The following is a 26,595-nucleotide window of genomic DNA, read 5'->3' as shown; positions in this document are numbered from 1 at the left end:
ATTTACTCAAAAATGTAGAAAAACAATGAAAGTAAAAATCTTAATCCTTGCCGCTGCAGCATTAGTTGTAGTTTCGTGTGGTACTCAAAAATCAGTTTCAGCAACTCCGGCAACTCCAGCAGTAACAGAAACTGTGAAAACTGTAAAAACTGTAGAATTAACACCTGAATTGGCAGAAGGCAAAAACTTATATGATAACAGTTGTGCAAGATGTCATAAATTATACGATCCGAAAAAATTCAGTCAGGAAGACTGGAAACCAATCTTGACAAGGATGCAGAAAAAAGCGAAGTTAGATGATACTCAAATAGCTTCAATATCAAATTATATTACTTCTCAATTATAAAATATTTCAGAAAAAGCATTCTTAACGGGATGCTTTTTTTATTTGAAATCAGATATAAAAAAACACCTTCACAAGAGCGCGAGGTGTTCAAAAAATTATTCATTGCTAACGGCAACTATTTTTAAAGTTTTTATTCCGGCAGGCAATTCCCAATCGACCTGGTCATTTTCTTTAAATCCTATAATAGCAACACTTAAAGGTGCAAGAATTGAAATTTTAGATTGCTTTATGTCTGCAAATGAAGGTAAAACAATTTTAATTTTCATTTGTTTCTTCGCCTTTACATCTTCAATAGTGACATGCGAATTGATTCTTACAATAGAATTGTCTAATTCGTTTTCAGGACTTATAATAGCACGATCCAGTTCTTGTGCAAGTTGTCCGACTTCTTTAGAATTTGTAGAATTTTTACTTTTTGATATCAGGTCTCTTAAAAACTGATAATCTGTTTTACAGAAAGTGGGTGTTGGTTTCTTTTTCATAACGATATATTTATTTGTATTGAATATTACTATTTAGTATTGTTGCTTTATGGGCATATAAGTTTTTAATATCCCGTTTAAAAGATATTTGAATGTAAATGTGTTTTGGAAAATTTTGAATGACAAAAACAGAAATTCATTTGAGAGAGAATAATCTCTTTCAAATAAAATGAATGTTTAAAATGTGGTATAAATCCTCCGCCTGAAAGAAGAAATTGAAGTAGACGGAGGCCTAATTAATAAAGGCCTTACTATGTGAAATAAATGTAGCAGTAAGTGGTTTTCTCGTTAAAGAAAACGACATAAAAGCTGTAAATGTATTTATAGTAGTCAAAATTATAAATGCTTATTGGTTTTGCAAATGTAAGAAAATTATTTTAAAAAAGCTAAAATGCTATTTCCATTTAATACCGCAGCCAATACTTGGTTTTTGGATTTCATTCAAGCTTCTGTTATAAATCAAGGCATCAATAGCACTTCTTAAATCACTTCCGCTTAACGGAATTCCGTTATTAGGTCTTGAATCATCTAACTGTCCATGATAAAATAATTGGTTCTGATTATCAAATAAATAAAAATCAGGAGTAGTAGCTGCATCAAAAGCTTTGGCAACTTCCTGGCTTTCATCGAATAAATAAGGAAAATCTATTTTATTTTGAAAAGCAAATTCAGTCATCAATTCTGGAGAATCCTCAGGAGATTTTTCTATATCATTACTGGAAATAGCAATTACACCAAGTCCTTGTACACGATAATCATTAGCAATCATTACGACTTCTCTTATGGCATGAAGCACAAAAGGACAGTGATTGCACATAAAAATTACAAGAGTTCCTTTCGAGCCTTTTAAATCTTCAAATGAATAATCATAACTAGAATTCGTATCTTTTAATTTAAAAGAAGGAGCAAGGGTACCAAGAGGAAATAGAGTTGAAGAAGTTAGTGTCATTTTCGAAAGTTCTTTAATTCAAATTTAAATTTAAATTCGGAATAAAGATAAGCACATCTAATAAAAAAATATCCAAAGAAACTTTTAAAATTAAGCCTCTCCGGATATTTATATAATTTATTTTAAAGAACGATTTAAGAATTTAGAAAATTCAGTAAATCAGTATTTAATTTATCTTTATGTGTATAGAACAATCCATGCGGTGCACCTTCGTAAACAATAAAAGTATTGTTGCGAATAGCTTCAGCAGCTTTTTTCGAAGTAAGATCAATTGGGACAATTTTATCGTCGTCGCCATGAATAATTAACGTAGGAACTTTTATAAAATCAAGTTCATCCCTAAAATCAGTAAACGAAAAAGATTCTGCACATTTTAGCGTAGCTCTTGGAGATGCAAACGAACACAACATTCTATAGTATTCTAGCAAAGGCGTACTCAACGGTTTGTTGATAATGTTTATTCCGAAGAAAGTTTTGCCAAAATTATCTACAAAACCTATTCTGTCTTCTTGAATAGCATGCGCTGTAGTTTCGCTTTTTTCTTTTGGATGTCCATCAGGATTATCGTTGGTTTTTAATAAAAAAGGAACTACAGAAGAAACCAAAACGGCTTTTGTAACTCCTTTTCCGCCATGACGGCTAAAATAACGAACCACTTCGCCACCGCCCATAGAAAAACCTACAAGAGTTACATCTTCTAAATGAAGTTGCTCAATAATATCTTTTAAATCTTCAGCCAATGTATCATAATCATATCCATCCCAGGGCTGAGATGATTTACCAAATCCGCGACGATCGTACGCAATTACTCGATAGTTATTTTGAACTAAAAAGTCTATTTGATATTCCCACATTTCATTAGAAAGAGGCCAGCCATGAATCAAAATTACAGGCTTTCCTTTTCCATAATCTTTTACATATAATTTTACATTTCGATCTGTTTCTATATATTTATCTGTATTTTGGTGCTGAATATCAAAATAAGAATCTCTTAGAGATTCGCTGGTGTTACTTAAACAATTTTCCATTTGTATGATTTTTAAATGTTAGCTTATTCTTTTGAAATTATAAAATTAGGAACGAAACATCAGAAAAAAATTATAGAATTAGTGCTAATACTTATAATATTAATAGATTAAAAATAGAAAATATGGATTTATCGTGGAGTGAATTTGAAAGAACTGATATGCGTGTTGGAACTATTATTGAAGTAAATGATTTTCCTGAAGCCAGAAAACCTGCCTATCAACTTACGATTGATTTTGGTGCCGAAATTGGCATCAGAAAATCATCGGCGCAAATAACAACACATTACAAAAAAGAAGATTTATTGAACCGACAAATTATATCTGTTGTAAATTTTCCAAAAAAACAAATTGGAAAATTTATGAGTGAATGTCTGGTTCTTGGCGCAATAGGCAAGGAAGGAGACGTTATTTTATTAGCTCCCGATTTTAAAATAGAAAATGGATTGCGAATTGGTTGATTTAGTTTTCAATCGCAGTCGCAGTTCTCAGTTTGCCACGAATTGCACGAATTTACACGAATTATTTTTTAAACTCTAGCTTTGTGATCTTTAATAAATCAAAGATTTCGCAAACTTTTAATATAAACTTTGTGAACTTTGCGTAACTACTTCGCGGCCTTTGCGGTTAAATTCTCTTGCAAAAAAATTAGTTTTTAGTATCTATTTTCGTAATTAATTGCGCTAGTATTTCTTGCCCTTCTTCCCAATATTTTAAATCAGAATCAGAGTTGATATGTCCTTGTTTTCCAACATTTACAAAATCGCTTCCCCATTTTTCTGCAAAGTATTTTTTTCTTTCGAATAAAGCGTAAGGATCATTTTCACTTGCTACAAGAACTGAAGGAAATGGTAATTTTTGAATTGGTATAGGAGAAAAATTGCGAACAATTTCAGGCGTATGTTGAGGTGAATCAACGTCTGCCGGAGCAACCAAAAATGCACCCACAATATTTTTATTAGTATTTGTAGCTGCCCAATGCAATACAAGTGAAACGGCTAAACTGTGTGCCACTAAAATAGTTGGACGATCAAGTTTTGCGATTTCTTCATTTAATCTTTCCAGCCATTCTTCTAGAATTGGTTCATCCCAATTATCCTGAACTAAGCGTATAGAGTTTTCAAATTTTTGATGCCAAAAGGTCTGCCAGTGTTTTTCGCCAGAATCTCCAAGTCCGGGTAATATTAAGATTTGTGTTTCCATTGCCGTGGATTTAATTTTATTAAATATTATTTTTTAGATTCTTTTATAATTCGGTTTACTTCATTGACTAGTAACGGAAAAGCAGGTTCTGTCATTCCGTGACCATAACCGTCTAATTCAAAAAGTTTAGTTTGTTTGTGGCCGGCCAGTTTCATCATTCGTGCCATATAAGCGTTTTCTTCATAACGCCCCAGCATTTCTAATTCACGATCTCCGGTAATTAATAAAAGTGGAGGAGCATCAGCACGAACATAAAAAAGTGGTGCAAAAGCATCAATTGTAGGTTGGATTTCCGGAATTCCGTTTTCACGTCTAATTTCAAAATGAGTAATGCATTGTCCGCTAAACGGAATAAGGCCTGCGATTTTATTAGCATCAATTCCTTCTTTTTGAAGCCATTTTTTGTCTAAGCCAATCATCATTCCTAAATATCCTCCGGCAGAATGTCCTGAAACAAAAATTAAAGAATTGTCTCCTCCATAACCGGCAATATTATTAAAAACCCAGGCTACTGCCGCTGCTGCATCTTCGATAGCCTTTGCTGCTTTTGCCTTTGGAGATAATCTGTAATTTACGCCAATAATGGCAAACCCCTTGTTTTTTAAAGCTTCCGGGATTTCTTTATTTCCACCTGTTAAACCACCGCCATGAAACCAAACTATAGTAGCAAAGCCTTTTGTGTTTTTTGGATAATAAATATCTAAAACACAACGTTCATTAATATAACTGTCTGATTTATTTGTTGAGGTATTGTAGTATTGAATATTGGATTTGGTTTCATAATCTATTTTTTGAGCAAATGATAAATTGCCAATAAAGAGGAAACTAAGTAGAAGAATTAATTTATTCATTTTTACAATTAGATTATTAGACTGTTAGATTTTAAGATTTATAAAGATTAATAAAAACTCACATAATATAAGTTTTAGTATGGTAATCCAATAATCTAAAAATCGAAACTTAAATATATAAAAAAAGTCCAAAATGCTGGACATGTTGGACTCATACTTTTCAAAAAGTTATATAGGACTAAATATCGTCAAAATCGATATCTGTAAAGCTTGATCTTTGCCCTTCAGGTTTGTCAGAGCCATATTCTTTTTTAAAATCTTTTTGATGTCTTTCAGATATTACTTCTTCGCCTTTGTGGTTCAAGACATACGAAGTCATTTCTTCCAGTATTTCGGCAAAAGCACTAAAATCTTCTTTGTATAAATAAATTTTGTGTTTTTTAAAATGAAAAGAACCATCTTCTTCGGTAAATTTTTTGCTTTCTGTAATAGTGATATAATAATCGTCTGCTTTAGTAGCTCTTACATCAAAGAAATACGTTCTTCTTCCTGCTCGTAATACTTTAGAAAAAATCTCTTCTTTTTCTAACATGTCATTTTCTCTCATAATACGTTCTATCATTTTTGGAATTAATAGTACTCAAAAATCATAAAAATTTATCGATTACACAACAATTAAAGTAATTCTTTTTCTGAAAGTTGTTTTAAATATAACGATGCGTAATAACCTTCCTGATTTATTAATTGATTATGAGAGCCTTGTTGAATGATTTTGCCATCTTCTAAAATGATTATTTTGTCGGCGTTTTTAGCCGAAGAAACCCGATGACTGACAATGATTGTAGTTTTATTTTTACAAATTTCGAATAAATTGTTTAAAATTGTTTCTTCAGTTTCAGTATCAACAGCAGACAGACAATCATCAAAAAGCAAAATAGCAGGATTTTTAATAATTGCTCTCGCAATAGATACGCGCTGCTTTTGACCTCCTGATAATGTTATACCTCTTTCACCTAGAATAGTATCGTATTGTTTGTTGAATGCGATTATATTATCGTGAACTACAGCGTTTTTCGCAGCTTCAGTTACTTCTTCATCTGTAGCATTTTGATTTCCAAATTTGATATTATTTTTAATAGTATCCGAAAATAGAAAAGCATCCTGAGGCACAATTCCAATATTATTTCTCAAATCATTTAAATTCAAAGTGCTTATTTCGCTTTGATCAATGTTGATTCTTCCTTCGGTAACATCATATAAACGAGAAATCAATGATAATATTGTTGATTTACCAGAACCTGTTTTTCCTAAGATGGCCAGGGTTTCGCCTTTTTTTACGGTAAAAGATACATTTTTTAAAGCTTCAATATTGGTATCTTCATAAGTATAACTCACATTTTCGAATGCAATACTACCTTGAATATCTGAAGAACCGTGATTTTTATTTTTAATTTCAGGTTCTATTTTCAAAAATTCATTCAAACGTTTTTGAGATGCCTCAGCTTCCTGAACCATTGATGAAACCCAGCCTAATGAAGCAACCGGCCAGGTTAACATGTTTACATATAAAATGAATTCGGCAATTGTACCAATGTTTGCAATCGTTCCGTTGATGTACATAACACCGCCAAAATAAATCACCACCAAATTACTAATTCCGATTAAAGCAATCATTAAAGGACCAAATAGCGATTGTACTTTGGCTAAATCCAGACTTTTCTTTTTGCTTTCATCGGCAAGTGCCACCATATTGTTCTGATGCTGATTCTCTAACGAATAGGCTTTTATAACTCGAATTCCGGAAAAAATTTCCTGAGAAAAACTTGAAACCTTCGATAAATATTGTTGAAATGTAGTACTTCGTTTATTGATTTCAGAACTCAGTTTAAAAATACAATACGAAAGAATAGGCAACGGTAAAATCGTGTATAAAGTCAGTAAAGGCGAAACATGATACATATATATGATTACAATCGCAAAACGTATAAAAGTATTTATGGTGTACATAACCGCCGGGCCCACATACATACGAACTTTAGAAACGTCTTCGCTAATACGGTTCATTAAATCTCCGGTACGATTTTGCTTGTAGAAATTTTGAGAAAGATTTTCATATTGCTTAAAAACCTCGTTTTTTAAATCAAACTCAATATGACGCGACATTACGATTAATGTCTGGCGCATTAAAAAGGTCAAAAAACCAGCGACAATAGTTGTTGCAATGATTAAGAGCACGTTATGAATTAAATCCTGACGATAAGAATTGATAATAACTTGAGAAGCTTGTTGAGCTTCAGGCAGTTTATCAAACTTTTCGATAGCATTTAATGACTTACTGATAAGCTTTGGAGTAAATAAAGAGAATATTTGTGCGATAATGGTTATTAAAATTCCTAACGAAAAACTGTATTTATATTTGATGAAATATTTGTTTAAATAGCTTAATTCTTTCATTTTTTTAAGAGATTCAATGTTGAAATGAAATGGATTTGTAAATTATCTTAAATTAAAAGTAATGAAAGATAAGATTTATTCAAAACAAATCGATTGTAAAATTGTTATTTTAAAGATAAAAAATTAGCACATGTGTATTTTTTGTTTATGTTTGAGATGTCTTTTTGACAAATTCATAATTTATAACTAATAAATACTATCACTATGGATGCAACTTTCGCAACTGGAAAGGAACTTCAAAAAATGGATCCCGTTTTTGGTCAATTATCTTTTGACGATCACGAACAAATTGTTTTTTGCAATGACAAAGATACAGGTTTAAAAGCAATTATTGGTATTCATAATTCAGTTATGGGGCCAGCTTTAGGAGGTACTAGAATGTGGAATTATAATACTGAATGGGAAGCATTAAACGATGTTTTGCGTCTTTCAAGAGGTATGACTTATAAATCTGCTATTACAGGACTTAATATTGGTGGAGGTAAAGCAGTAATTATTGGTGATGCTAAAACGCAAAAAACGCCAGAATTGATGCGTAAGTTTGGTGAGTTTGTTCACTCTTTAAGCGGTAGATATATTACAGCTGAAGATGTTGGAATGGAAACAAAAGACATGGACACTGTTAGAGATGTAACACCTTATGTTACTGGTATTTCTGAAGAAAGAGGTGGTTCTGGAAATCCTTCTCCTATAACGGCTTACGGTGTTTATTTAGGAATGAAAGCGGCTGCAAAAAGCCAGTTTGGTTCTGATGTTTTAGACGGTAAAAAAGTTTTGGTTCAGGGAATTGGTCACGTTGGTGAAGCTTTGGTTGAATATTTAACTAAAGAAGGCGCAATCGTAACTATTGCTGATATTAACGAAGAAAAATTATATGAAGTAGCTCAAAAATACAACGCAACAATTTTTACAGGTGAAGATTTGTACAGTGCTGATGTTGATATTTATGCACCGTGTGCGATGGGAGCCACTATTAATAATGACACAGTAAACAAAATCAAAGCTAAAGTTATTGCTGGTGCTGCCAACAATCAGTTAGCTGATGAAAATGTTCACGGTTTAAGATTACAGGAAAGAGGTATTTTATATGCTCCGGATTTCTTGATCAATGCTGGTGGAATTATCAATGTTTATGCTGAATTAGAGCATTATGGTAAAGCTGAAATCATGAGCAAAACCGAAAATATCTACAATACTACTTTAGAAATTATCGATTATGCCGTGAAAAACGGAATGACAACTCATAAAGCTGCTCTTACAATTGCTCAAAATCGTATTGATGCAAGAAGAATAGAAAACGCTGCTAAGAAGTAATTTTTAATAGTTTATAATCTGAGTCTCAGTTTACAGTTTGATCTGGAAACTGAGACTTTTATTTTTATAATAAATACTCTAGTAACAACTGTAACTGTATACTGCGACTGAATAATGTGACTAAAAAATATCTCTAAAAAGCGTTTTTTTGTTGTTTAAATTTTAAAATACGCCTTAAAAGTTATACTTTTGCAGACTAATTTTTAAATGTTCTTACAAGGTGGTAAATAGAAGACACATACGCGTTAAAGTAATGCAATCCATTTATGCAATGCATCAAAGCGGTTCTGATAATATGGAAAAAGAAGAAAAATTTCTTTTTTACAGCATTGATAATATTCAGGATTTATATCTTATAATGCTTTCTTCATTGATTGAAATTTGCAAAAAAGAATCCGTTTTTTTACATCTTTCAAGCAAAAAACATCTTGCAACTGCTGCAGAACGTAATCCGAATGAAAAATTTATCAAAAACAAAATTTTTCAACTTCTTGCCGAAAGTAATTCACTTAGTATTGCTTTAGAAAATCGTAAAATCAACAACTGGTCATTAAACGACGATTATATCATTTTACTTTTAAATGATATTAAAGCGAGCGATTTGTATGCAAAATACATGAGCAATTCTACCAATACTTTTGATGAAGACAGACAATTTATAATTGATTTATTTGCTGATGTAATTGTTCCTAATGAAAAATTATATGAGTATTTAGAAGATGATAAATTAACGTGGGTTGATGATATTCCGGTTGTAAATACACATATTATCAAACAATTAAAAGCAATTAAAACAGAAGATCCGGACGATTTTAGAGTTCCAAAATTGTATAAAGACGTTGAAGATAAAGATTTTGCAAAAGATTTGTTCAGAAGAACAGTTTTAAACGAATCTATTTTGGCAAAAGAATACGATGATAAAACACCAAATTGGGATAGCGAAAGAATTGCTGAAATTGATACTATTATTTTAAAAATGGCCATTTGCGAATTTTTAAAATTCCCTTCAATTCCAGTAAAAGTAACGCTTAATGAATATTTAGAAATTGCAAAAGAATATTCTACACCAAAAAGTAGTATTTTTATCAACGGAATTTTAGATAATCTTGTAAAAGAACTGGAAGCCAACAAAAAGATGATTAAAGTTGGAAGAGGTTTAATGTAAAAGAGAATAAATTCCAATTTAGAAATTCCAAATTCCAAAAAGGAAATATTAATAATAAATCAAAAAACAGAATTTAAATTATGGGACAATTAACTCAATTTGCGCCATTTCTATTAATGTTCGTGGTAATCTATTTCTTCATGATCAGACCACAACAAAAAAGAGCAAAAAACGAAAAAGAATTTGAAAGTAGCCTAAAAGTAGGTGATAAAATCATTACAAAAAGTGGTTTCCACGGTAAAGTTGTAGAACTTGCTGAAACTACAGTTGTAATCGAAACAATGTCTGGAAAATTAAAACTAGAGCGTTCAGCTATTTCTTTAGAATTAAGCTCAGCTTTGAATAAAAAAGCATAATTTTTTAAGAAATTTCAAGAAAAATATAAATCCCAAATTCTAATTTTAGAGTTTGGGATTTTTTTTTGTTTTTTGCTTCAATTTTGTCATCCTGACGGAGGAAGGATCACGCAAGAATTCCGCAAAGAATGGTAGACAATCGTTATCGATCAACTAGTGTGATCCTTCCTCCGTCAGGATGACAAAAATGCGAGAAATTTGATAAAGATTTGATCGTTTATTTAAATTCTATCGATATTTATCATTCAACCCAACATTCGCTAAAATCATCGGAATCACTTTTTCAATCCTCGTTAATTTTGTTTTCTCTTGTTTTGCACTTTCAATATATTCCAAAAACTCATATTGTTTATAAGCCGTAAATTTTTGAAAAGCTTCTTTTAAAGCTGAGTCTTGAATCATTTCTTTTTCAAAAAGTTCAGAAACAATCGCTTCTTTTTTAGATGGTTTTATAACTTTTCCCTGCTTTTCGTTTTCGATAGCTTCAAGGATATATTCTAAAACTTCTTTTTCGTTTACTTCTTCTTTGGATGTAAACCGCCATTGGCGCAATGATTTTGTTTTGTCTTCCTGAGCATTAACTAATCTCTTTTTGACATCTTTCAGGAAAACCCCGTTAAAAAACCAAATAGTAAAATAATCTTTAAAACCGCCAATTCCGATAACATTTTTCTTGTTGAAAACATAAACCGGACCACCCCATTTTATAGTTTCAACTAATTCGGTTTTATCAATAATTGATTTCAGGAAAAGTAATTCTTCCTGCCAATTGTTGACTTTGTCCCAAACATATTTTTTATCAGAAGCCGGTTCCAATTATTTTCTGGTTTTAGTTTTTTCTGTTACATTAAAAATGCCTTGAATTGCAGTTAATTCAGCAATTTTTACAATAACATCAGTTGCTTTCTGAATACTTTCTGCAGGAACATATTCGTATTTTCCATGAAAGTTATGTCCACCCGCAAATATGTTCGGGCAAGGTAATCCCATGTACGATAATTGCGATCCGTCAGTTCCGCCACGAATCGGTTTAATAATTGGTTTAATCCCTAATTCTCTCATTGCTTTTTCGGCAATATCAACAATATGTTTTACCGGCAACACTTTTTCTTTCATATTATAATACTGATCTTTTACTTCAGCAGTTACAATATCTTCACCAAATTGTTTGGCAAATTTTTTATTGATTTTTTTTGCAATTTTTCCAATCAAATCTTTTCTTTTTTCAAATTTGATCTTATTGTGATCGCGAATAATCAATTCTAAAACCGTTTCTTCAATACTTCCTGTTAAATGATGAACGTGAAAAAAACCTTCGTAACCTTTCGTTTCCTGTGGTATTTCTCCTTTTGGAAGTTCGTTAATGAAATCATTGGCAATCAACATCGAATTAATCATTTTTCCTTTTGCATAACCAGGATGAACGCTTTTTCCTTTAAAAGTAATTTTCGCTCCGGCTGCATTGAAATTTTCATATTCAAGTTCTCCAATCTGGCTTCCGTCCATCGTGTAAGCCCATTGAGCGCCAAATTTCTCAACATCAAAATGATGCGCACCACGACCAATTTCTTCATCAGGAGTAAAACCGATTCTAATTTTTCCGTGTTTAATTTCAGGATGCTGAATTAAATATTCCATTGCCGAAACAATTTCTGTAATTCCGGCTTTATCATCGGCACCCAACAAAGTTGTTCCGTCAGTTGTAATGATCGTTTGACCCTTATATTGTAATAAATCTTTGAAGTAATTTGGAGATAAAACAATATTTTTTTCAGCATTTAAAACAATGTCTTTTCCGTCGTAATTCTCAATAATTTGAGGTTTTACATTAGCTCCGCTAAAATCGGGAGAAGTATCAAAATGCGAAACAAAACCAATAGTTGGCACTTCATGATCTACATTGCTTGGTAAAGTGGCCATAATATAAGCCTTATCATCAATTGTTACATCAGATAAACCAATAGTTTTTAATTCTTCAACTAATTTATTGGCAAGATTCCATTGTTTTTCTGTACTCGGAGTTGTTTTTGAATTTGGATCTGATTCAGTGTCAATAGTTACATAACTGATAAAACGATCTATAATATGTTGCATGTTTTTTTATTTTTAGCAAATATAGGTATTCAGGAGATATATTTTGAGATTTAACGGGAGTGCAAATAAAAAAAGGATTCTGTTTTCAGAATCCTTTTTACATATTATATTTTCGTTTAAATACTTTTTACACATCTAAAACCGAGATGGTTTGCTGCAGATCTAATTTCACCTTTTCCTCGCGTTCCCACCATATATCTTGTACAATACTGATCAGTGCATAAAAATGAACCACCGCGATGTACTCGTTTTATTTGAGACGGGTCATTAGGATCATTATAAGCTTCGGGTCCTTGCGGATTTTTGGCAACTTTACCGCTTTCACTTAATGATTTATAATAATCTACACTATACCAGTCATTTGTCCATTCCCAAACATTTCCTGCTACGTCATACAAGCCATAATGGTTTGGAGCATATTGTTTTACAGGAGCAATACCTTTAAAACCATCTTCTCCGGTGTCGCCGTCTTTAATCGGGAAATGTCCCTGATAAATATTGGCCTGAAATTTTCCTTTTGGTTTTAGCGTATTTCCCCAGGCATAAATTTCTCCTGTTTTTCCTCCTCGTGCAGCAAATTCCCATTCTGCTTCAGTAGGAAGTCTTTTGCCTGCCCATTTTGCGTATGCAGCAGCATCTTCATAAGTGACATGCACCACAGGATAGTTGTCTTTTCCTTTAATAGAACTTTGCGGACCAAGCGGATGTTTCCAGTCAGTACCTCCAACATACGACCACCATTGTAAAAAATTATTCAAATTTACAGATGAAGGAGTAGGGGTAAATATTACAGAACCTGTAATTAAGTCTTCATCGGCAGCAGTAGGAAATTCTTCTTTTGTTGGTTTTTGTTCCGCAACCGTAATGTATCCCGTTGCTTTTACAAATTTTTCAAATTCCTCATTTGTTACCTCAGTTTCGTCCATATAATATCCGTCAACATAAACGCGATGAATAGGAGCAGCATCTTTTGTAACACCGGATAAACTGCATAAACTTTCATCTTCTACATTACTTCCCATTGAGAATTCTCCACCAGGAATCCATACCATTCCTTTTGGAGCTTTTACAGATGGTTTATTTTTATTTTCAATTGTTGGTTTAAATGCAGAAGGTTCTGATAAATTTGGCGTTTCATGACATTCTGCTACTTTTTCGATCGTTTTTTCTTTCGGCTTAATTAATTTTGTAACACCGTAAGTGATTGAAATTATTGAAATTGTCAGGAATGCGAAAATCCAAAAGGTTTTATTTTTCATTATAATAATTTTTAAACTGGTACTGGTTGTCAATAAAAAATGCAGGTTAAAAGTATGAAAATAACTTTTAATGTTATATTACTTTTATAGAATTAATAAAATAACAGTATTTTGTTATTTATCTTCTTCAACAAGAACAACTTCGTATTTGTCTTTACCATCAACCTGAACGGGTTGATAATACGTTTCTCCAAATTTTACATATTTTACATCGCCGATAGTTACTTCTTTTCCGCCTTCAGGTAAATTATCTACTATAGTTCCGGCAGTTGGCGCAACTACTTTATACGAACTTCCGTCTTTTTCATAATAAGTTCCTCCGTAGTAATAATTGTTTACAGTTCCTGTATTGACGGTTTCAGCTCCACTTGGAATATTATTAACTGTTCCTCCAACCGGCGCGGGAACAGCCGTGTAACCTCCATTTGAAGGTGCATACCAAACTCCCTGATCATAATGATATTGATTACTTTCTACGCTAACCACAATTGCTGTAACTGCCAGAGTAGTAACAAAAAATCCCCAAGGATGCCAAACAGGTCCCCAGTAAAAAGGTCTGTACGGATGAAAATAATAAGGATGAAAAGTGTTGTATCTATAACCGCCGTATCTGTATGGTGGACGATTATAAACCACTACATTATTTCTTCTCACCACAGTATTTCTATTGTTGTTAATATTGATATCCCTGCTTCGGTCAATATTGATGTTGTTTCTGTTTCTGTTTACAGTATTACCGCTAACATTGGTATTTCTATTGCCAATATTATTGTTATTACGGTTTCTGTTGTTTGCTTTATTGTTTAAGTTTGAAGTTGAAGGCCTGTTGACTTTGTTTGCCGGTTTTTTGATTCCCGAATTTCCGGAACCTGGCCTTGTCTGAGTTGCAGGTCTTGTTGTTGCAGGTCTTGTATGAGTCGCTCCGCCGGCTTTATGTAAACCGCCGCCACCGCCTCCGCCACGACGTTGTGCAATTCCATCAAAAGAAATCAGGAAAAAAGATCCAGCCAGACATATTATTACTGCTTTTCTAATTTTTACGTATATGCTTTTCATAATCAATGTTTTACGGGTATTAAAATTAATAAAAAAATAAGAATATTAGTAGAAACTAAATGATTTTAACTACAAAATTTTAGACTTGCACCAATCCTGATTATATTTAATTGAAGTGTAAATATTATAAAGAGATATCCCATTGAATTCTAAAACGCCAACCTTGTGCAAGAGGCAATGTTTTATCCTGATAATCAAAATAAGTAACTTCAGAGGTAAGTTTGTTTTTATGCCCTTTAAAAAACCAGTTAAAAGCAATCGTAGATTCGTTTTGTAAATTATCCCTAAAGTCATTATTAGGTCTGTAAGTTGCAAATCGTCCCGCCATTTCTAATTTTTTTGGCCACCAATTAAATGCATTATGAAAAAAATAACCGGCTTGTGCATAGTATCCTTTTAAGGTTGTGGTTTTATCATTATCTAATTTATCAATGATATATTTCGTATGCCATTCGCTTTGCCATGAAAAGCCACGATACATAAAAGCAGTTTCAAAATTCCATTGGTTTACTCTGTATTGACCCGGCGCACCATTTTCATAACCGTCTAATGAACCACCGCCAGATTGTGAAAACCGTGTATATGGACTTCGATTTGTAAGTGCAGAAAATGCAATAATTGGAGTAGGTTTTTCATGAAATTCTAAATCACTTCCTTCAAAATCCAGAAATCTTCCTAAAAAATTCCATTGCGCCCTTCCAAAATACATCAAATTATTATCATCATTTTCTGCATTTCCTCTTCCGGTTCCAGTTAAAGCTGCTGCCCAGTAATTAAAGTCAGCAATACCTTTTCCTTTGAGATGACCATACAATTCAACTCCCATTTGTCTGTCTACCGTAAATGGGCGATTAATTAAAGAGCGATCTACCATTTGTTGTTCGCCGCTGCTAATAAACCTTTCTCTTGTAAATTCAACCTTCCATTGACCAACTTTCAGGCTCAGCCATTTCCATTTTTCTACCATGATTCTAAAATCAAGTAAATTAGATTGGCTTAACTCATATTCCCAATAATAATTCAACCAAGGCTCAAAAGCATGTCCGCCAACTTTTAATCTGGCGCGATTAATTTTAAAAGTAGTTTGTTTATCCTGACTGTAATCATCATAAGTAAGCGGATCCTGGTCATTTGGAGTAGAAAATCGAAATTGTAACCGACTTTGTAATTGAAAAAGAAATTTATTGTCTCTGGTTCGAAGTTCAATGCCTTTATCACCATAACGAACATTAATTAATTTTGTAGTATCTTTTTCCTGTTGCGCATTAGAAGAAAAACAGATTATAAACAATAACAATAAAACCGGGTATTTTTTGATATCGTTATACATATATTTAATTTGGTTATGTATTTACTAAATTGATTTCTAACTGTTTTTCAGCGTTATTTCCCGAAATTTTTCGCAATTCCTAAACCAATTCCCCAGCTGTCATAAGCATTCCATTTTATGTCATAACTAAAGGTTCCAAAAATTTCCCATTCTTTGGGTAATTCATAACCATATTCAACTCCGGCGCGTGTCAGGAGATAATTTTCTTCTTTGGCAAATTCACCGCCCATTCCAAGCAGAAAACTCCAATGTTCTTTTAGTTTATAAATGCCAACCAGAGCAGGAGCGATAGGGTAACTTCTTTCAACGGTTTCTTTATCTTCACCGCCCTCCAGGCTTTTTTCGACCTTGAATTTTTCGATTATAAAATCGGTATGCAAACCAATCGCCCATTTTTGACTCAGATGATAAGTATAATCGATTGCCCAGGCCGGAAGAGCTAAAACTTCTCTGTTTCCTTCATCGTCTCTTCCTTCAAAAACATGTACGTGATTAATAGAAATTCCAATTTGATGATGTGGATTAAAAGCGCCTTTTTCCTCACTTTCCTGAGCGAAAATCATTGTAGAATTATATAGTATGGTCAATAATATTAAAACTGGCTTAATGTATTTTTGATAATTCATGTTTTTTATTTTTAGAATTAAAATAACTTAAGTGTAGAATTCGAATTTTAAATATTTTTGAAATTCAAGAGGTAAAAAAAAATCTTTAAAATATGAAACCCTCTTTAGAAAAGGGTATTTGTTTTATTTTGAATGATATAATATTCTGAATAAGGGTTGTAAGAAAACAAGTTGTATTTGTGTAACTATTTGTATAATAAGGTATTTAAAAGCGAAGTTACAGAAATTTTGCTAATCCTTGTTTGTTTTTGTAGGAATTTTTAATTGCCTTTTATTCGAATTTACCAATCGTTAAATTTCACAAAAAACTGTTTTTTGTAAAAAGAGCCTATTTTAAACTATAATATTTAAATTTGCACCCAAAAACACACAACACAACCTTTATGTATAAATTGATAATTCGTCCGATACTTTTTTGGTTTGATCCAGAAGAAGTGCATTACTTTACTTTTTCATTTGTAAAATTCATTTCAAAAATACCTGGAGTTTCATCAATTATAAGAGCGATTTATGAAGTAAAAGATACACGTTTAGAACGTGAGGTTTTCGGAATTAAATTTAAAAACCCGGTTGGTCTTGCAGCAGGATTTGATAAAGATGCCAAGTTATACAAAGAGCTTTCTGATTTTGGTTTTGGTTTTATTGAAATTGGAACCGTAACGCCGGTTGGTCAGGAAGGAAATCCAAAAAAACGTTTATTCAGATTGAAAGAAGATCAGGCAATTATTAACCGAATGGGTTTTAATAATGGTGGAGTTCTTGAAGCTGTAGAACGTTTAAAAAAGAATTCAGGCGTTTTAATTGGCGGAAATATTGGAAAAAATAAAGTTACGCCAAACGAAAATGCGGTAGATGATTATATTATTTGTTTTGATGCCTTATTTGATCATGTAGATTATTTTGTTGTGAATGTAAGTTCGCCAAATACACCAAATTTAAGAGCATTACAAGATAAAGAACCATTGACAGCTTTGTTGCAAACATTGCAGGACAGAAATGTTGAGAAGCAAAAAACAAGCAACCAGAAGGTAAAACCAATTCTTTTAAAAATTGCTCCGGATCTTACAGACGAACAATTATTGGATATTATTGATATTGTAAAAACAACTCAAATTGCGGGTGTAATTGCTACAAATACAACGATTTCAAGAGACGGATTACAATCTCAAAATCAATCAGAAATGGGCGGATTATCAGGAAAACCATTAACAAAACGTTCTACAGAAGTAATTCGTTTTCTTTCTGAAAAAAGCAATAAAGCATTTCCGATTATTGGAGTAGGAGGAATTCATTCTGCAGATGATGCGATCGAAAAACTAAACGCAGGCGCAAGTCTGGTACAATTATATACAGGCTTTATTTACGAAGGTCCGGCTTTGATAAAAGCAATTAACAAAAAGGTTTTAAAGCAATTGTAAAAGCAGCGTCTGAACAACAAGTCCGATAACGATAGCAACGCCAAAACTGATTAAAGTACCAATTAAAACATATTCGGTAAGTTTTCTGTCTTTGGCTTCTTTTAAATCTCCAAACCTAAAAATAGATTTAGCAGCCAATAAAAAGCCAATCGCTTCAAAGTGTCCTGTTAAAATAAAACAAAACACAAATAAACGTTCTAATATGCCAATGTAGTTTCCTGCACTGGCAAGCGAATTAGTGCGATCATCCTGACTTTCAGGACTCCAGATCGAGATAATTGTTTTAATAAAAATTGAAGTAGGTTTTGTGATGAATAAAAATCCCGTGATCAAAATCCAGAATTGATTATCGAACCAAAGTAAGTCGATCGCTTTGTTTTGATAAAGCAGCACAATGCCAATTAAAATTAAAATATGTGCAATTTGATCCAGAATAAACCAGGTTCGTTTTGTCTTGTCTTTTTGAAAATTTAATTTGATTAAATCGATAATGCCATGCGTAACAGCAATTAAAACGGCATAAGGTATAAACTGAAGTTCTCCAATCAAAATTGCAGCTAGAACACCATGCAAAAGAATATGAAAATATAAATAAATACTTTTATGTTTTTTAGCTTCCTTATCAATAACCCATGAGTTGGGCTGCCAGATAAAATCGCCTAATAAATGTGCTAAAAGTAGTTTTATAAATAAAATCATCGCGTTGTAAGTTGTTTTATTTGTGTTCTAAAATAACGATCTAAATTCATTACTAAATCAAACTGAGCGCGTTTTTGTCGTCGGCTAACCGCAGCTTGATTAATGCCCAATTTTTGCCCAAGCTCTTCTTGTGATAAAGTTGGGTTTTCTATAGCAATGGCAACAGATTCTGCCGATTGTACGAGCCAGCTGTCCATAAAAGTTAAAGCCAGACGAAGCATCAAATTCATTTTTTCATCAAAACTAACATGTCCGGTTCTAAGAGCTAAAGTCACTTTTTGTTTCTTCAAAGTTTCAAAAAGTTCTCCTGAATTTATAAATGCAGAACCATTACTTTCTGATATTCTTTCTGCATTATGCGTTTTATCACCAAAACCAATACTCATTCTGGCGTCTGATTTTATGCTTCTTAAATGCGCTTTTATTAAAATTGCGGCAAGTAAAGCATCTTCCGGATTTTTGATTTCGACCTGAAATTCATCTCCTCTGTAAACTTCCCATTGACCTGGCGTTTTTCCAAACGGCTTTAAGATTTTTTTCAAATCTTCTACCCAGTGTTTAGACTCTTGTTGTCTTGAACCGATAATATCGCCTGTGATTACACTTGTCATAATTCAAATATAATTAAAAATAAATAAACTTTTGTATTACAAATATATAGAATATTTTTTATTATTACGTTTTTAGGTAATTTATGGATATATTACAATATTATGTAATAGTAAATTTAAAGAAAATTATAACTTTTATTTCTTTAAAAAAGAAACTAACTTAGCATTCACAAAAGAATAAACTTTGAATAAAGAAATCAAAATTATCGAATGTCCACGTGATGCTATGCAAGGTATCAAAACTTTTATTCCCACAAAAAACAAGGTTTCATACATACAGGCTTTGCTTAGAGTAGGTTTTGATACGATTGATTTTGGAAGTTTTGTATCTCCAAAAGCGATTCCGCAAATGCAGGATACAGCCGAAGTTTTGGCACAGCTTGATCTATCGCAAACCACAAGTAAATTGCTGGCAATAATTGCGAATACACAAGGTGCACAGTTAGCCTCTGAACATGAAGCTATTCGATATTTAGGATTTCCTTTTTCGATATCAGAGAATTTCCAGATGCGTAATACGCACAAAACCATTGCTGAATCTTTGGTTACCCTTGAAGAAATTCTCGAAATTGCTGATAAAAAAAATAAAGAAGTCGTAACCTATCTTTCAATGGGTTTTGGAAATCCGTACGGAGATCCGTGGGATGTTGAAATTGTTGGTGAATGGACAGAAAAATTGTCTAAAATGGGCGTAAAAATCCTGTCACTTTCTGATACAGTAGGAAGTTCTACACCTGAAGTAATTACATATCTTTTTTCTAATTTAATTCCGAAATATCCTCAAATAGAATTCGGAGCACATTTGCATACAACTCCCAATAGTTGGTTCGAAAAAATTGACGCTGCTCACAAAGCCGGCTGCACAAGATTTGACGGTGCTATTCAGGGTTTTGGAGGCTGCCCGATGGCAACAGATAAATTGACCGGAAACATGCCTACCGAAAAACTTATTTCTTATTTTACTTCTAATAAAAAAGTAACAGGATTAAATTCTTTAAGTTTTGAAAGCGCTTATAATGAAGCTTCAAAATTGTTTGGTAAATTTCATTAAAAAAGTAGTATATTTACTACTCACTTTATAATAAGTAGCAATAAATCAACGTTGTAGCTTATTATTAGTAAGCTACTTTGTTATGAAATTATACTTAATCAACAGAATTTCAAAAGTTATAGGCGCAGCATTTTTATTTTGCTCATGCTCAAGTGATTTAGATTTTGATCAGGTTAATGATCTGGTATTAACCCCAGTTTTTGTAGCTAATCTGGCTTATTTTGATGTTCCTGCAAATCAATTTACTGATAACGGAAGTGCACAACAAATAGCTTCTGATATCCAACCTTTTAAAGCTTTTAAAGAAAAATTTTTCAAAGACAATCTTGTTAAAGCAGAATGTGATTTCGAATTAGAAAATACAATAAACAGATCTTTTAGTCTCGATGTTTTATTTCTGAACCAAAATGATCAAGTTCTTGAAACTTTGACTTTTGACATTCCGGCCTATTCAGGAGGTTCAAATATTATAAAATACCCAACAGAAGTTTTCGAAAATCAAAGATTGGTACTTTTAAAACAAACAGTTAAAATTGGTTTTACGGTAAGAATAGGAGCCGGGCCGCCATTAAATTCTGGTAGTTCAGGTAATTTGAAATTACGTTCGAGTGCAACTGCTTACATGGAAATCGAAGCAGAATGAGAAAGATATACCTGATAATACTAGTCGCTTTTCAGCTTTCTTGTTTTGCTCAAAATAAAGAAATCCTGTATAATTTTACCCCGATTCCGCAATCGTTACTTGTAAATCCGGGTGCCGATGTTTCGTATAAATACTATTTTGGGATTCCGTTATTATCCGGAATTTCAGCCAATCTGGGTTCCAGTAGTTTTACTGCGTATGATTTATTTGCCAATAATGGAGTTGATTTTAATGATAAAGTCAGAAACATTATAAACAAATCATCTGCAAATGATAAAACCCATATTAATCAACAACTCGAATTATTTTCCGGAGGATTTAGAATTGGCGGTGAAAAAAGTCAGTCTTATATTTCATTTGGACTCTATCAGGAATTTGATTTTTTGATGTATGTACCAAAAGATTTAGCCATATTAGCATTAGATGGAAATAGGGATCATATAGGTAAAACCTTTGATTTATCTGATTTTAATCTGAGAGCCGAAGTACTTTCTGTATTTCATGTCGGATTTCATAAAAAATTAAATGAAAAGTTGGTTTTAGGCGGCCGCGTCAAAATTTATTCTAGTGGTGCCAACGCAACATCTACAAAAAATTCAGGATTTATTTATACAGGTCAAAGTGACGGGACACCAAATTTTTACACTCAGGTAATCGCATCAAATTTAGAAATTAAAAGTTCGGGGATTGCCACTTTTACAAAAGATGAATATAAAGGAAGCGAGGCAGAAGATATCGTTCACAACACTTTTTTTAACGGAAGTTTAGGTTTAGGTTTTGATGCCGGAATAACATATAATTTTAAAGAAAATCTTCAATTTACGGCAAGTATCATAGATCTGGGTTTTATCAGGCAATCGAAAGATATTGAAACATTAACGTATAAAGGCACTTATAATTATGAAGGAGTAAATCCGGATTTTGATGATATAAATGCGCCTGGAAATGTTTTGGATGAATTCGAAAAAGCGATTCCAAGAGATACACTTTACAATAAATATACCACCTGGAGACCTGTAAAATTCTATTCGTCAATTCAATATTCATTTGGAGAATCAAGATCAAATGAAGAATGCAATTGCAGAGTAAAAACTACTAGGAAATATGCGAATTCAGTTGGAGGTCAGTTGTTTATAATGAGCATGCCGAAAAAACCTTTTGCAGCAATAACGGCATTTTACCAACGAAGTATTTTTGAAAAATTAGGCTTGAAGGCGACTTATACTTTTGATGCTTTTTCTAATAAAAATATTGGTTTGGGACTTTCGGGAAACATAGGCAAGTTTAATATTTATGCTCTCGTCGATAATGTTTTAGAATATAAAGATGTTTCTAAAGCCAATAGTATAGCGTTTCAATTCGGTTTAAATTATATTTTTCCTGAATCAGATTGATTTTTTTAAACCATATAAGTGATATAAGAGCATTTAAAGTAACTGTCAGTTCTAGCGAAGTCGAGAACAAGCCTTCTAAATAAAATATTTGATGATACAAAAATTGGAATTTAAATATTGGAAGCTATAAAATATAGTCTCTTTCTTACGGTAATAATTTTAAGAAAAAGTTAGTATTCAAGTTTCCAATTTATTCACTATATTTGCACGCAATTCAACTACAAATTGCACCATGATAGCACACAACTCCAAGATTATCGGCGAAGGTTTAACTTACGACGATGTATTATTAGTACCTAACTACTCGAATGTGCTTCCTCGCGAAGTGAGTATCAAATCAAAATTTTCACGAAACATAACACTAAACGTTCCAATAGTATCAGCTGCTATGGATACCGTTACCGAAAGTGCAATGGCAATTGCTATGGCGCAAGAAGGCGGAATTGGTGTTTTGCATAAAAATATGACCATTGAGCAACAAGCGGCGAAGGTTAGAAAAGTAAAACGCGCTGAGGCAGGAATGATTATCGATCCGGTTACATTGCCAATGACTTCAACAATTGCAGATGCAAAAAATGCCATGAAAGAATTCGGAATTGGCGGAATTCCAATTGTTGACGAAAACAAAATCTTAAAAGGAATCGTTACAAATCGTGATTTACGTTTCGAAAAAAATGGAGCCAGACCAATTGTAGAAGTAATGACAAGTCAAAACTTGGTTACTGTTGCAGAAGGAACTTCATTAGAACAAGCAGAAGTAGTTTTACAAGGACATAAAATTGAAAAATTACCGGTTGTAAATGCTCAAAATGAATTAGTTGGTTTAATTACTTTTAGAGATATTACCAAATTAACTCAAAAACCAATTGCAAACAAAGATATTTTTGGACGTTTAAGAGTTGCTGCAGCAATCGGAGTTACCGGTGATGCAGTACAAAGAGCAGAAGCATTAGTTGCTGCCGGTGTAGACGCCATTATTATTGATACAGCCCACGGACATACAGAAGGTGTGGTAAATACATTAAAAGAAGTAAAATCAAAATTCCCGCAAATTGACGTAATTGTTGGAAACATTGCTACTCCGGAAGCTGCTAAATATTTAGTAGAGAATGGCGCTGATGGTGTAAAAGTTGGAATCGGACCTGGTTCTATCTGTACAACCCGTATTGTTGCCGGTGTTGGTTTTCCTCAATTCTCAGCTGTTCTTGAAGTAGCTGCGGCTATTAAAGGAACTGGAGTTCCGGTAATTGCAGATGGTGGAATTCGTTATACAGGTGATATTCCTAAAGCGATCGCTGCAGGTGCTGACTGTGTAATGTTAGGTTCATTATTAGCAGGAACAAAAGAATCTCCGGGAGAAACTATTATTTTTGAAGGAAGAAAATTCAAATCATACCGCGGAATGGGTTCTGTTGAAGCTATGCAAACGGGTTCTAAAGACCGTTATTTCCAAGATGTTGAAGACGACGTTAAAAAATTAGTTCCGGAAGGAATTGTTGGTCGTGTTCCTTACAAAGGAGAATTAAACGAAAGTATGCTTCAGTTTATTGGAGGTCTTCGTGCCGGAATGGGATATTGTGGTTCAAAAGATATTCCAACTTTACAAGAAACTGGACGTTTTGTTAGAATCACGTCAAGCGGAATTACAGAGAGTCATCCACATAACGTAACAATTACAAAAGAAGCTCCAAATTATTCAAGATAATCGATGATTTTACAATTTAAGTTAAAAGAGATTCTTGAAGTTGAAATGTATTATGGCTTTTATGAAATTTTTGTTTTAGGAGGTTTCGATGTTAAAACAAATCCTGACTTTTTTGTTGAAATTCTTGATTTGAAAACAAACGAAGCTATTCTTTTGACAGAAAAACAATTAAAAGCAAGAGATTACAAAAGCGGAAAAAAAGCAGTGAAGTTTTTCAGTTTTCAGATAACTAATTCGTCAAAATATAGAGTTTCAGTACATAATTTTGAAGATATGGTTGTATATAATTCAATGCCGGCAATAAGTTCTTTTTTATTGGATTTGTTTAAAATTCGAGAACAAACACCAATTGAATTAGAAGAAGTAGAGATATTGATTGCTTAAATTGTAATTATAATATATTAAAAAAGGCATAAGATTTTAGTTTCTTATGCCTTTTTTATTTTTAATTAATAACCGAAATTCCGTTATTCAACTCATCAATAAGGTTTTGGTTTTGTTCTATCGCTTCGGCCTGAGCTCCGAATTGCATTTGTATAGAACCGCCTTTTCCGTTATAGAAAAAACCTTGATATTTATATAGATAATCGTTGTAATCTAACTCACATTCAAAGTAATTCACTTCGATATTGCTTACTTTTTTCTTGTAAATTTTTAGATTTTTGATTTTTCCAAACTCTTTATATTCCTCTTCAATAGTGCTTTTAAGTTTTTTATCAGATATATAATAATCGTATTCAATAAAATAAGCACTTACCAAGCTGTATTTATCATGAAATTCAGCATCCCAATTTTCAGATTCCGCATTTTTAATCCAATGCTCCGGATTGTATTTTATATTATAAAGTTCTTTTCGGCTGGTATAAGTTTCTAATTTTGAATTGCTTTTAGTTTGTGCAGTTGCAAAAAAGCTTGATAATAAAAACAGTAAGATTAATTTTTTCGGCATTTTATTTAAGTTCAAGGGTTATATTTATGAAACGAAAGTAGCAAATTAAAATAACTTAAATAAAAAAATCAGCCAAACTTTAAATTGTTTCAGGCTGATTTTTTTAAAATATAAATATCTTATTTTAAGGTGTATCTGTAGTATTACCTTCTCTAACTTTTTGATTTTCCAGTATTTTTTGAATAAAAGGTTCTGTCTGAGTTTCAATTTCCGATTCAGAAATATCTAATGCTTTTGGATCAGAAACTAATGCATACCAAGGTTTTGGTCCGTCAAAATCATAACTTCCAAAAACAATAACCGGAGTTCCTTTTACTTTTACGTTTTCTTTATCTTTCAAAATCCATTCATCTGCCCATTTGTACAGGTATTTAGCATCTTTTTCTAGTAGACGTAAACAAGAATGCGATGCAGGATATCCGGGTAATTCATATTCGTGAAAACCTACTCCAAGTTTATTCTCAATGTTGAAATTCCATTTTAAATCCCATTCATCATTAAAAGTACTGGTTGTTTTTTCAGCTTTCCAATTGGTAAAAAATAATCCTGTTGGAGTCTGATCTTTTTTTCTTCCCATATTTGTTGGACCTGTATAAACTAATTCTCCATATTCATAAGCCGCAAAAGTTTGCGTTTGATAAGAGAAAATCAAAACTTTTGAAACGTCTTTCAAATTCGAAACATGAAAAGGAAATGGAAGGTAAGAAGCTAAATCACCATTAAAATCGGTAGGAATTACAACAGAATCCTTTTTAGCAAAATTCGCTTTATCAGTTCTGTTTATAGCATAAACGATATCTAGTTTGGTCGAATCACTTTTATTGGTTTCGAGCCATTGTTTTGTTTTCTCAAAATGAAAACCAATTGAAGCTGGTTTTTTATATTCTACAGTTTTATGAGGTTTTGCTTCCGGATTTTCTTTTACGGTTTCACTTTTTTTGCAAGAAACTAATAAAACTAAAACAAGCAAAAGAAGGATATTTGATGTATAATATAACTTTTTCATAAATTGGTTTTTTATTACTGTAAAGTTATTTTATACATCACTTACATCACTTACACAATTTTTTGAATTGTTTGTTTGATTTTCATTTTAATTGATCGAATTCATTTGGTACAATTCGTCTAAAATCAATTTAAACATTTCTAATAATGATTTCAAAGTTTGCATATTATGAATTTCCCCATCTATGAAATACGATAATTCATATTCATTGTCAGGAAGTTTTTCTTCCCATATTCCTTTTTGATTTGATATTTGTATGTTGACTTCTTTTTGTGACAAAATCAGGTTTCTTATTTCTTTGTTTCGTAATAATGTTTTGATTTTTAATTCATTATTACTTTTTATTATAAAAGCTTTGTCAAAATCAGGGTAACCAATTTCTACATCTTGTGCTCCAAATAATTTTTCAATGTTTCGAACAAAACCTTCATTAAATATTTCAAACCTAAAATTATCTTTTAAAGTAATTGGTACAATAACTCTTGTCATTTCTTTACTATATTTTCCGGACCAGACAGTATAATTATCAAATATAATTTTCCAGTCTTTATAGTTAATTTCGGTAGAATCAGATATCCAGGAATAGCCTACTTTAAAAGCACTATTAGTTTCTTTTGCAAATTCTTGCCAGATATTAATTTTATTTTGAGAAGGGTCAAACATTAATTT

General features: G+C 32.3%; 29 protein-coding genes. 11 read left to right on the top strand and 18 right to left on the bottom strand.

Features of this window, described 5'->3' with window-relative positions; genetic code table 11:
* Positions 1-25: 25 nt before the first annotated feature.
* A complete protein-coding gene (locus GKZ86_RS11245) occupies positions 26-346 on the top strand; it encodes a cytochrome c (protein ID WP_154783205.1) in 321 nt (106 codons plus the stop codon).
* Positions 347-441: 95 nt separating this feature from the next.
* Here the strand turns inward: GKZ86_RS11245 and GKZ86_RS11240 are convergent, their stop codons facing one another.
* The 3 genes from GKZ86_RS11240 to GKZ86_RS11230 all read right to left on the bottom strand — a co-directional run bounded on the left by GKZ86_RS11240 (position 442) and on the right by GKZ86_RS11230 (position 2,805).
* Positions 442-828 (bottom strand): GreA/GreB family elongation factor, encoded by a 387-nt coding sequence (locus GKZ86_RS11240; RefSeq protein WP_154783204.1) that lies wholly within the window; start codon positions 826-828, stop codon positions 442-444.
* 394 nt (positions 829-1,222) lie between these two features.
* A complete protein-coding gene (locus tag GKZ86_RS11235) occupies positions 1,223-1,777 on the bottom strand; it encodes a thioredoxin family protein (RefSeq protein WP_154783203.1) in 555 nt (184 codons plus the stop codon).
* Positions 1,778-1,911: 134 nt separating this feature from the next.
* Positions 1,912-2,805 (bottom strand): alpha/beta fold hydrolase, encoded by an 894-nt coding sequence (locus GKZ86_RS11230; RefSeq protein WP_154783202.1) that lies wholly within the window; start codon positions 2,803-2,805, stop codon positions 1,912-1,914.
* A 122-nt stretch (positions 2,806-2,927) separates the two neighbouring features.
* Here GKZ86_RS11230 and GKZ86_RS11225 point away from each other — a divergent pair, with 122 nt between their 5' ends.
* Complete coding sequence (locus GKZ86_RS11225) at positions 2,928-3,263, top strand: tRNA-binding protein (RefSeq protein WP_154783201.1); 336 nt, start codon at positions 2,928-2,930, stop codon at positions 3,261-3,263.
* Between the two features lie 187 nt (positions 3,264-3,450).
* Here GKZ86_RS11225 and GKZ86_RS11220 read toward each other — a convergent pair whose 3' ends face one another.
* From GKZ86_RS11220 to GKZ86_RS11205, 4 genes are all read right to left on the bottom strand, one after another.
* Complete coding sequence (locus tag GKZ86_RS11220; protein WP_154783200.1) at positions 3,451-4,005, bottom strand: alpha/beta hydrolase; 555 nt, start codon at positions 4,003-4,005, stop codon at positions 3,451-3,453.
* A 26-nt stretch (positions 4,006-4,031) separates the two neighbouring features.
* Positions 4,032-4,856, bottom strand: a complete 825-nt coding sequence (locus tag GKZ86_RS11215; protein ID WP_154783199.1) for an alpha/beta hydrolase — start codon at positions 4,854-4,856, stop codon at positions 4,032-4,034.
* Positions 4,857-5,034: 178 nt separating this feature from the next.
* Positions 5,035-5,403 carry a PUR family DNA/RNA-binding protein gene (locus tag GKZ86_RS11210; RefSeq protein WP_029268690.1) on the bottom strand — a complete coding sequence of 123 codons (369 nt, stop codon included), beginning with the start codon at positions 5,401-5,403 and terminating at the stop codon, positions 5,035-5,037.
* A 68-nt stretch (positions 5,404-5,471) separates the two neighbouring features.
* Positions 5,472-7,250: an ABC transporter ATP-binding protein gene (locus GKZ86_RS11205; RefSeq protein ID WP_154783198.1), complete on the bottom strand. Its 1,779-nt coding sequence runs from the start codon at positions 7,248-7,250 to the stop codon at positions 5,472-5,474.
* Between the two features lie 204 nt (positions 7,251-7,454).
* On the opposite strand from GKZ86_RS11205, the gene GKZ86_RS11200 reads away from it, so the two are divergent.
* The 3 genes from GKZ86_RS11200 to yajC all read left to right on the top strand — a co-directional run bounded on the left by GKZ86_RS11200 (position 7,455) and on the right by yajC (position 10,085).
* Positions 7,455-8,564 (top strand): Glu/Leu/Phe/Val dehydrogenase, encoded by a 1,110-nt coding sequence (locus GKZ86_RS11200; RefSeq protein WP_154783197.1) that lies wholly within the window; start codon positions 7,455-7,457, stop codon positions 8,562-8,564.
* 253 nt (positions 8,565-8,817) lie between these two features.
* Positions 8,818-9,729, top strand: a complete 912-nt coding sequence (gene nusB / locus GKZ86_RS11195) for a transcription antitermination factor NusB (RefSeq protein WP_154783196.1) — start codon at positions 8,818-8,820, stop codon at positions 9,727-9,729.
* An 80-nt stretch (positions 9,730-9,809) separates the two neighbouring features.
* Positions 9,810-10,085: a preprotein translocase subunit YajC gene (gene yajC, locus GKZ86_RS11190; RefSeq protein WP_042566415.1), complete on the top strand. Its 276-nt coding sequence runs from the start codon at positions 9,810-9,812 to the stop codon at positions 10,083-10,085.
* Positions 10,086-10,313: 228 nt separating this feature from the next.
* Here the strand turns inward: yajC and GKZ86_RS11185 are convergent, their stop codons facing one another.
* From GKZ86_RS11185 to GKZ86_RS11160, 6 genes are all read right to left on the bottom strand, one after another.
* Positions 10,314-10,901, bottom strand: coding sequence for a YdeI family protein (locus GKZ86_RS11185; protein WP_154783195.1), 588 nt, complete (start codon positions 10,899-10,901; stop codon positions 10,314-10,316).
* Positions 10,902-12,179 carry a peptidase T gene (gene pepT, locus GKZ86_RS11180; RefSeq protein WP_154783194.1) on the bottom strand — a complete coding sequence of 426 codons (1,278 nt, stop codon included), beginning with the start codon at positions 12,177-12,179 and terminating at the stop codon, positions 10,902-10,904.
* A gap of 116 nt (positions 12,180-12,295) precedes the next feature.
* Complete coding sequence (locus GKZ86_RS11175) at positions 12,296-13,438, bottom strand: formylglycine-generating enzyme family protein (RefSeq protein WP_154783193.1); 1,143 nt, start codon at positions 13,436-13,438, stop codon at positions 12,296-12,298.
* A gap of 114 nt (positions 13,439-13,552) precedes the next feature.
* Positions 13,553-14,494: a DUF6515 family protein gene (locus tag GKZ86_RS11170; RefSeq protein WP_154783192.1), complete on the bottom strand. Its 942-nt coding sequence runs from the start codon at positions 14,492-14,494 to the stop codon at positions 13,553-13,555.
* 124 nt (positions 14,495-14,618) lie between these two features.
* Positions 14,619-15,824 carry an OprO/OprP family phosphate-selective porin gene (locus GKZ86_RS11165; protein ID WP_154783191.1) on the bottom strand — a complete coding sequence of 402 codons (1,206 nt, stop codon included), beginning with the start codon at positions 15,822-15,824 and terminating at the stop codon, positions 14,619-14,621.
* 53 nt (positions 15,825-15,877) lie between these two features.
* Positions 15,878-16,450, bottom strand: coding sequence for a hypothetical protein (locus GKZ86_RS11160; RefSeq protein ID WP_154783190.1), 573 nt, complete (start codon positions 16,448-16,450; stop codon positions 15,878-15,880).
* Between the two features lie 383 nt (positions 16,451-16,833).
* On the opposite strand from GKZ86_RS11160, the gene GKZ86_RS11155 reads away from it, so the two are divergent.
* Positions 16,834-17,868, top strand: a complete 1,035-nt coding sequence (locus GKZ86_RS11155) for a quinone-dependent dihydroorotate dehydrogenase (RefSeq protein WP_154783189.1) — start codon at positions 16,834-16,836, stop codon at positions 17,866-17,868.
* Here the strand turns inward: GKZ86_RS11155 and GKZ86_RS11150 are convergent.
* Together GKZ86_RS11150 and GKZ86_RS11145 are read right to left on the bottom strand one after the other, a co-directional pair.
* Positions 17,854-18,567, bottom strand: coding sequence for a DUF3307 domain-containing protein (locus GKZ86_RS11150; protein ID WP_154783188.1), 714 nt, complete (start codon positions 18,565-18,567; stop codon positions 17,854-17,856). The two genes, GKZ86_RS11155 and GKZ86_RS11150, sit on opposite strands and share 15 nt — an antisense overlap.
* Complete coding sequence (locus GKZ86_RS11145; protein WP_154783187.1) at positions 18,564-19,178, bottom strand: hypothetical protein; 615 nt, start codon at positions 19,176-19,178, stop codon at positions 18,564-18,566. The genes GKZ86_RS11150 and GKZ86_RS11145 overlap by 4 nt, the downstream gene beginning before the upstream one ends.
* 184 nt (positions 19,179-19,362) lie before the next feature.
* On the opposite strand from GKZ86_RS11145, the gene GKZ86_RS11140 reads away from it, so the two are divergent.
* The 5 genes from GKZ86_RS11140 (at position 19,363) to GKZ86_RS11120 (ending at position 24,355) form a co-directional block, all read left to right on the top strand.
* Complete coding sequence (locus GKZ86_RS11140; protein ID WP_154783186.1) at positions 19,363-20,229, top strand: hydroxymethylglutaryl-CoA lyase; 867 nt, start codon at positions 19,363-19,365, stop codon at positions 20,227-20,229.
* 82 nt (positions 20,230-20,311) lie between these two features.
* Positions 20,312-20,872, top strand: coding sequence for a hypothetical protein (locus tag GKZ86_RS11135; RefSeq protein WP_154783185.1), 561 nt, complete (start codon positions 20,312-20,314; stop codon positions 20,870-20,872).
* Entirely contained in the window at positions 20,869-22,266 is a 1,398-nt protein-coding gene (locus tag GKZ86_RS11130; protein WP_154783184.1) for a DUF5723 family protein, read from the top strand. Before GKZ86_RS11135 ends, GKZ86_RS11130 begins: the two co-directional genes overlap by 4 nt.
* 232 nt (positions 22,267-22,498) lie before the next feature.
* Entirely contained in the window at positions 22,499-23,971 is a 1,473-nt protein-coding gene (guaB, locus tag GKZ86_RS11125) for an IMP dehydrogenase (RefSeq protein ID WP_154783183.1), read from the top strand.
* Between the two features lie 3 nt (positions 23,972-23,974).
* A complete protein-coding gene (locus GKZ86_RS11120) occupies positions 23,975-24,355 on the top strand; it encodes a hypothetical protein (RefSeq protein ID WP_154783182.1) in 381 nt (126 codons plus the stop codon).
* Positions 24,356-24,416: 61 nt separating this feature from the next.
* Here the strand turns inward: GKZ86_RS11120 and GKZ86_RS11115 are convergent, their stop codons facing one another.
* From GKZ86_RS11115 to GKZ86_RS11105, 3 genes are all read right to left on the bottom strand, one after another.
* Positions 24,417-24,920, bottom strand: coding sequence for a hypothetical protein (locus GKZ86_RS11115; protein ID WP_154783181.1), 504 nt, complete (start codon positions 24,918-24,920; stop codon positions 24,417-24,419).
* A 124-nt stretch (positions 24,921-25,044) separates the two neighbouring features.
* Complete coding sequence (locus tag GKZ86_RS11110) at positions 25,045-25,926, bottom strand: L,D-transpeptidase (protein WP_154783180.1); 882 nt, start codon at positions 25,924-25,926, stop codon at positions 25,045-25,047.
* 87 nt (positions 25,927-26,013) lie between these two features.
* Positions 26,014-26,589, bottom strand: coding sequence for a hypothetical protein (locus GKZ86_RS11105; RefSeq protein WP_154783179.1), 576 nt, complete (start codon positions 26,587-26,589; stop codon positions 26,014-26,016).
* Positions 26,590-26,595: the final 6 nt, after the last annotated feature.

It is taken from the genome of Flavobacterium sp. LC2016-13 (genome assembly GCF_009707955.1).
Lineage (GTDB): Bacteria > Bacteroidota > Bacteroidia > Flavobacteriales > Flavobacteriaceae > Flavobacterium.
Note: the sequence above shows the minus strand (reverse complement) of the source record. Positions and strands in the feature narration are given on the sequence as shown.

Coding starts and splice junctions, on each gene's coding strand:
- GKZ86_RS11245 (WP_154783205.1), top strand. CDS start 26: ATGAAAGTAAAAATCTTAATCCTTGCCGCTGCAGCATTAGTTGTAGTT.
- GKZ86_RS11240 (WP_154783204.1), bottom strand. CDS start 828: ATGAAAAAGAAACCAACACCCACTTTCTGTAAAACAGATTATCAGTTT.
- GKZ86_RS11235 (WP_154783203.1), bottom strand. CDS start 1,777: ATGACACTAACTTCTTCAACTCTATTTCCTCTTGGTACCCTTGCTCCT.
- GKZ86_RS11230 (WP_154783202.1), bottom strand. CDS start 2,805: ATGGAAAATTGTTTAAGTAACACCAGCGAATCTCTAAGAGATTCTTAT.
- GKZ86_RS11225 (WP_154783201.1), top strand. CDS start 2,928: ATGGATTTATCGTGGAGTGAATTTGAAAGAACTGATATGCGTGTTGGA.
- GKZ86_RS11220 (WP_154783200.1), bottom strand. CDS start 4,005: ATGGAAACACAAATCTTAATATTACCCGGACTTGGAGATTCTGGCGAA.
- GKZ86_RS11215 (WP_154783199.1), bottom strand. CDS start 4,856: ATGAATAAATTAATTCTTCTACTTAGTTTCCTCTTTATTGGCAATTTA.
- GKZ86_RS11210 (WP_029268690.1), bottom strand. CDS start 5,403: ATGAGAGAAAATGACATGTTAGAAAAAGAAGAGATTTTTTCTAAAGTA.
- GKZ86_RS11205 (WP_154783198.1), bottom strand. CDS start 7,250: ATGAAAGAATTAAGCTATTTAAACAAATATTTCATCAAATATAAATAC.
- GKZ86_RS11200 (WP_154783197.1), top strand. CDS start 7,455: ATGGATGCAACTTTCGCAACTGGAAAGGAACTTCAAAAAATGGATCCC.
- nusB (WP_154783196.1), top strand. CDS start 8,818: ATGCAATCCATTTATGCAATGCATCAAAGCGGTTCTGATAATATGGAA.
- yajC (WP_042566415.1), top strand. CDS start 9,810: ATGGGACAATTAACTCAATTTGCGCCATTTCTATTAATGTTCGTGGTA.
- pepT (WP_154783194.1), bottom strand. CDS start 12,179: ATGCAACATATTATAGATCGTTTTATCAGTTATGTAACTATTGACACT.
- GKZ86_RS11175 (WP_154783193.1), bottom strand. CDS start 13,438: ATGAAAAATAAAACCTTTTGGATTTTCGCATTCCTGACAATTTCAATA.
- GKZ86_RS11170 (WP_154783192.1), bottom strand. CDS start 14,494: ATGAAAAGCATATACGTAAAAATTAGAAAAGCAGTAATAATATGTCTG.
- GKZ86_RS11165 (WP_154783191.1), bottom strand. CDS start 15,824: ATGTATAACGATATCAAAAAATACCCGGTTTTATTGTTATTGTTTATA.
- GKZ86_RS11160 (WP_154783190.1), bottom strand. CDS start 16,450: ATGAATTATCAAAAATACATTAAGCCAGTTTTAATATTATTGACCATA.
- GKZ86_RS11155 (WP_154783189.1), top strand. CDS start 16,834: ATGTATAAATTGATAATTCGTCCGATACTTTTTTGGTTTGATCCAGAA.
- GKZ86_RS11150 (WP_154783188.1), bottom strand. CDS start 18,567: ATGATTTTATTTATAAAACTACTTTTAGCACATTTATTAGGCGATTTT.
- GKZ86_RS11145 (WP_154783187.1), bottom strand. CDS start 19,178: ATGACAAGTGTAATCACAGGCGATATTATCGGTTCAAGACAACAAGAG.
- GKZ86_RS11135 (WP_154783185.1), top strand. CDS start 20,312: ATGAAATTATACTTAATCAACAGAATTTCAAAAGTTATAGGCGCAGCA.
- GKZ86_RS11130 (WP_154783184.1), top strand. CDS start 20,869: ATGAGAAAGATATACCTGATAATACTAGTCGCTTTTCAGCTTTCTTGT.
- guaB (WP_154783183.1), top strand. CDS start 22,499: ATGATAGCACACAACTCCAAGATTATCGGCGAAGGTTTAACTTACGAC.
- GKZ86_RS11120 (WP_154783182.1), top strand. CDS start 23,975: ATGATTTTACAATTTAAGTTAAAAGAGATTCTTGAAGTTGAAATGTAT.
- GKZ86_RS11115 (WP_154783181.1), bottom strand. CDS start 24,920: ATGCCGAAAAAATTAATCTTACTGTTTTTATTATCAAGCTTTTTTGCA.
- GKZ86_RS11110 (WP_154783180.1), bottom strand. CDS start 25,926: ATGAAAAAGTTATATTATACATCAAATATCCTTCTTTTGCTTGTTTTA.
- GKZ86_RS11105 (WP_154783179.1), bottom strand. CDS start 26,589: ATGTTTGACCCTTCTCAAAATAAAATTAATATCTGGCAAGAATTTGCA.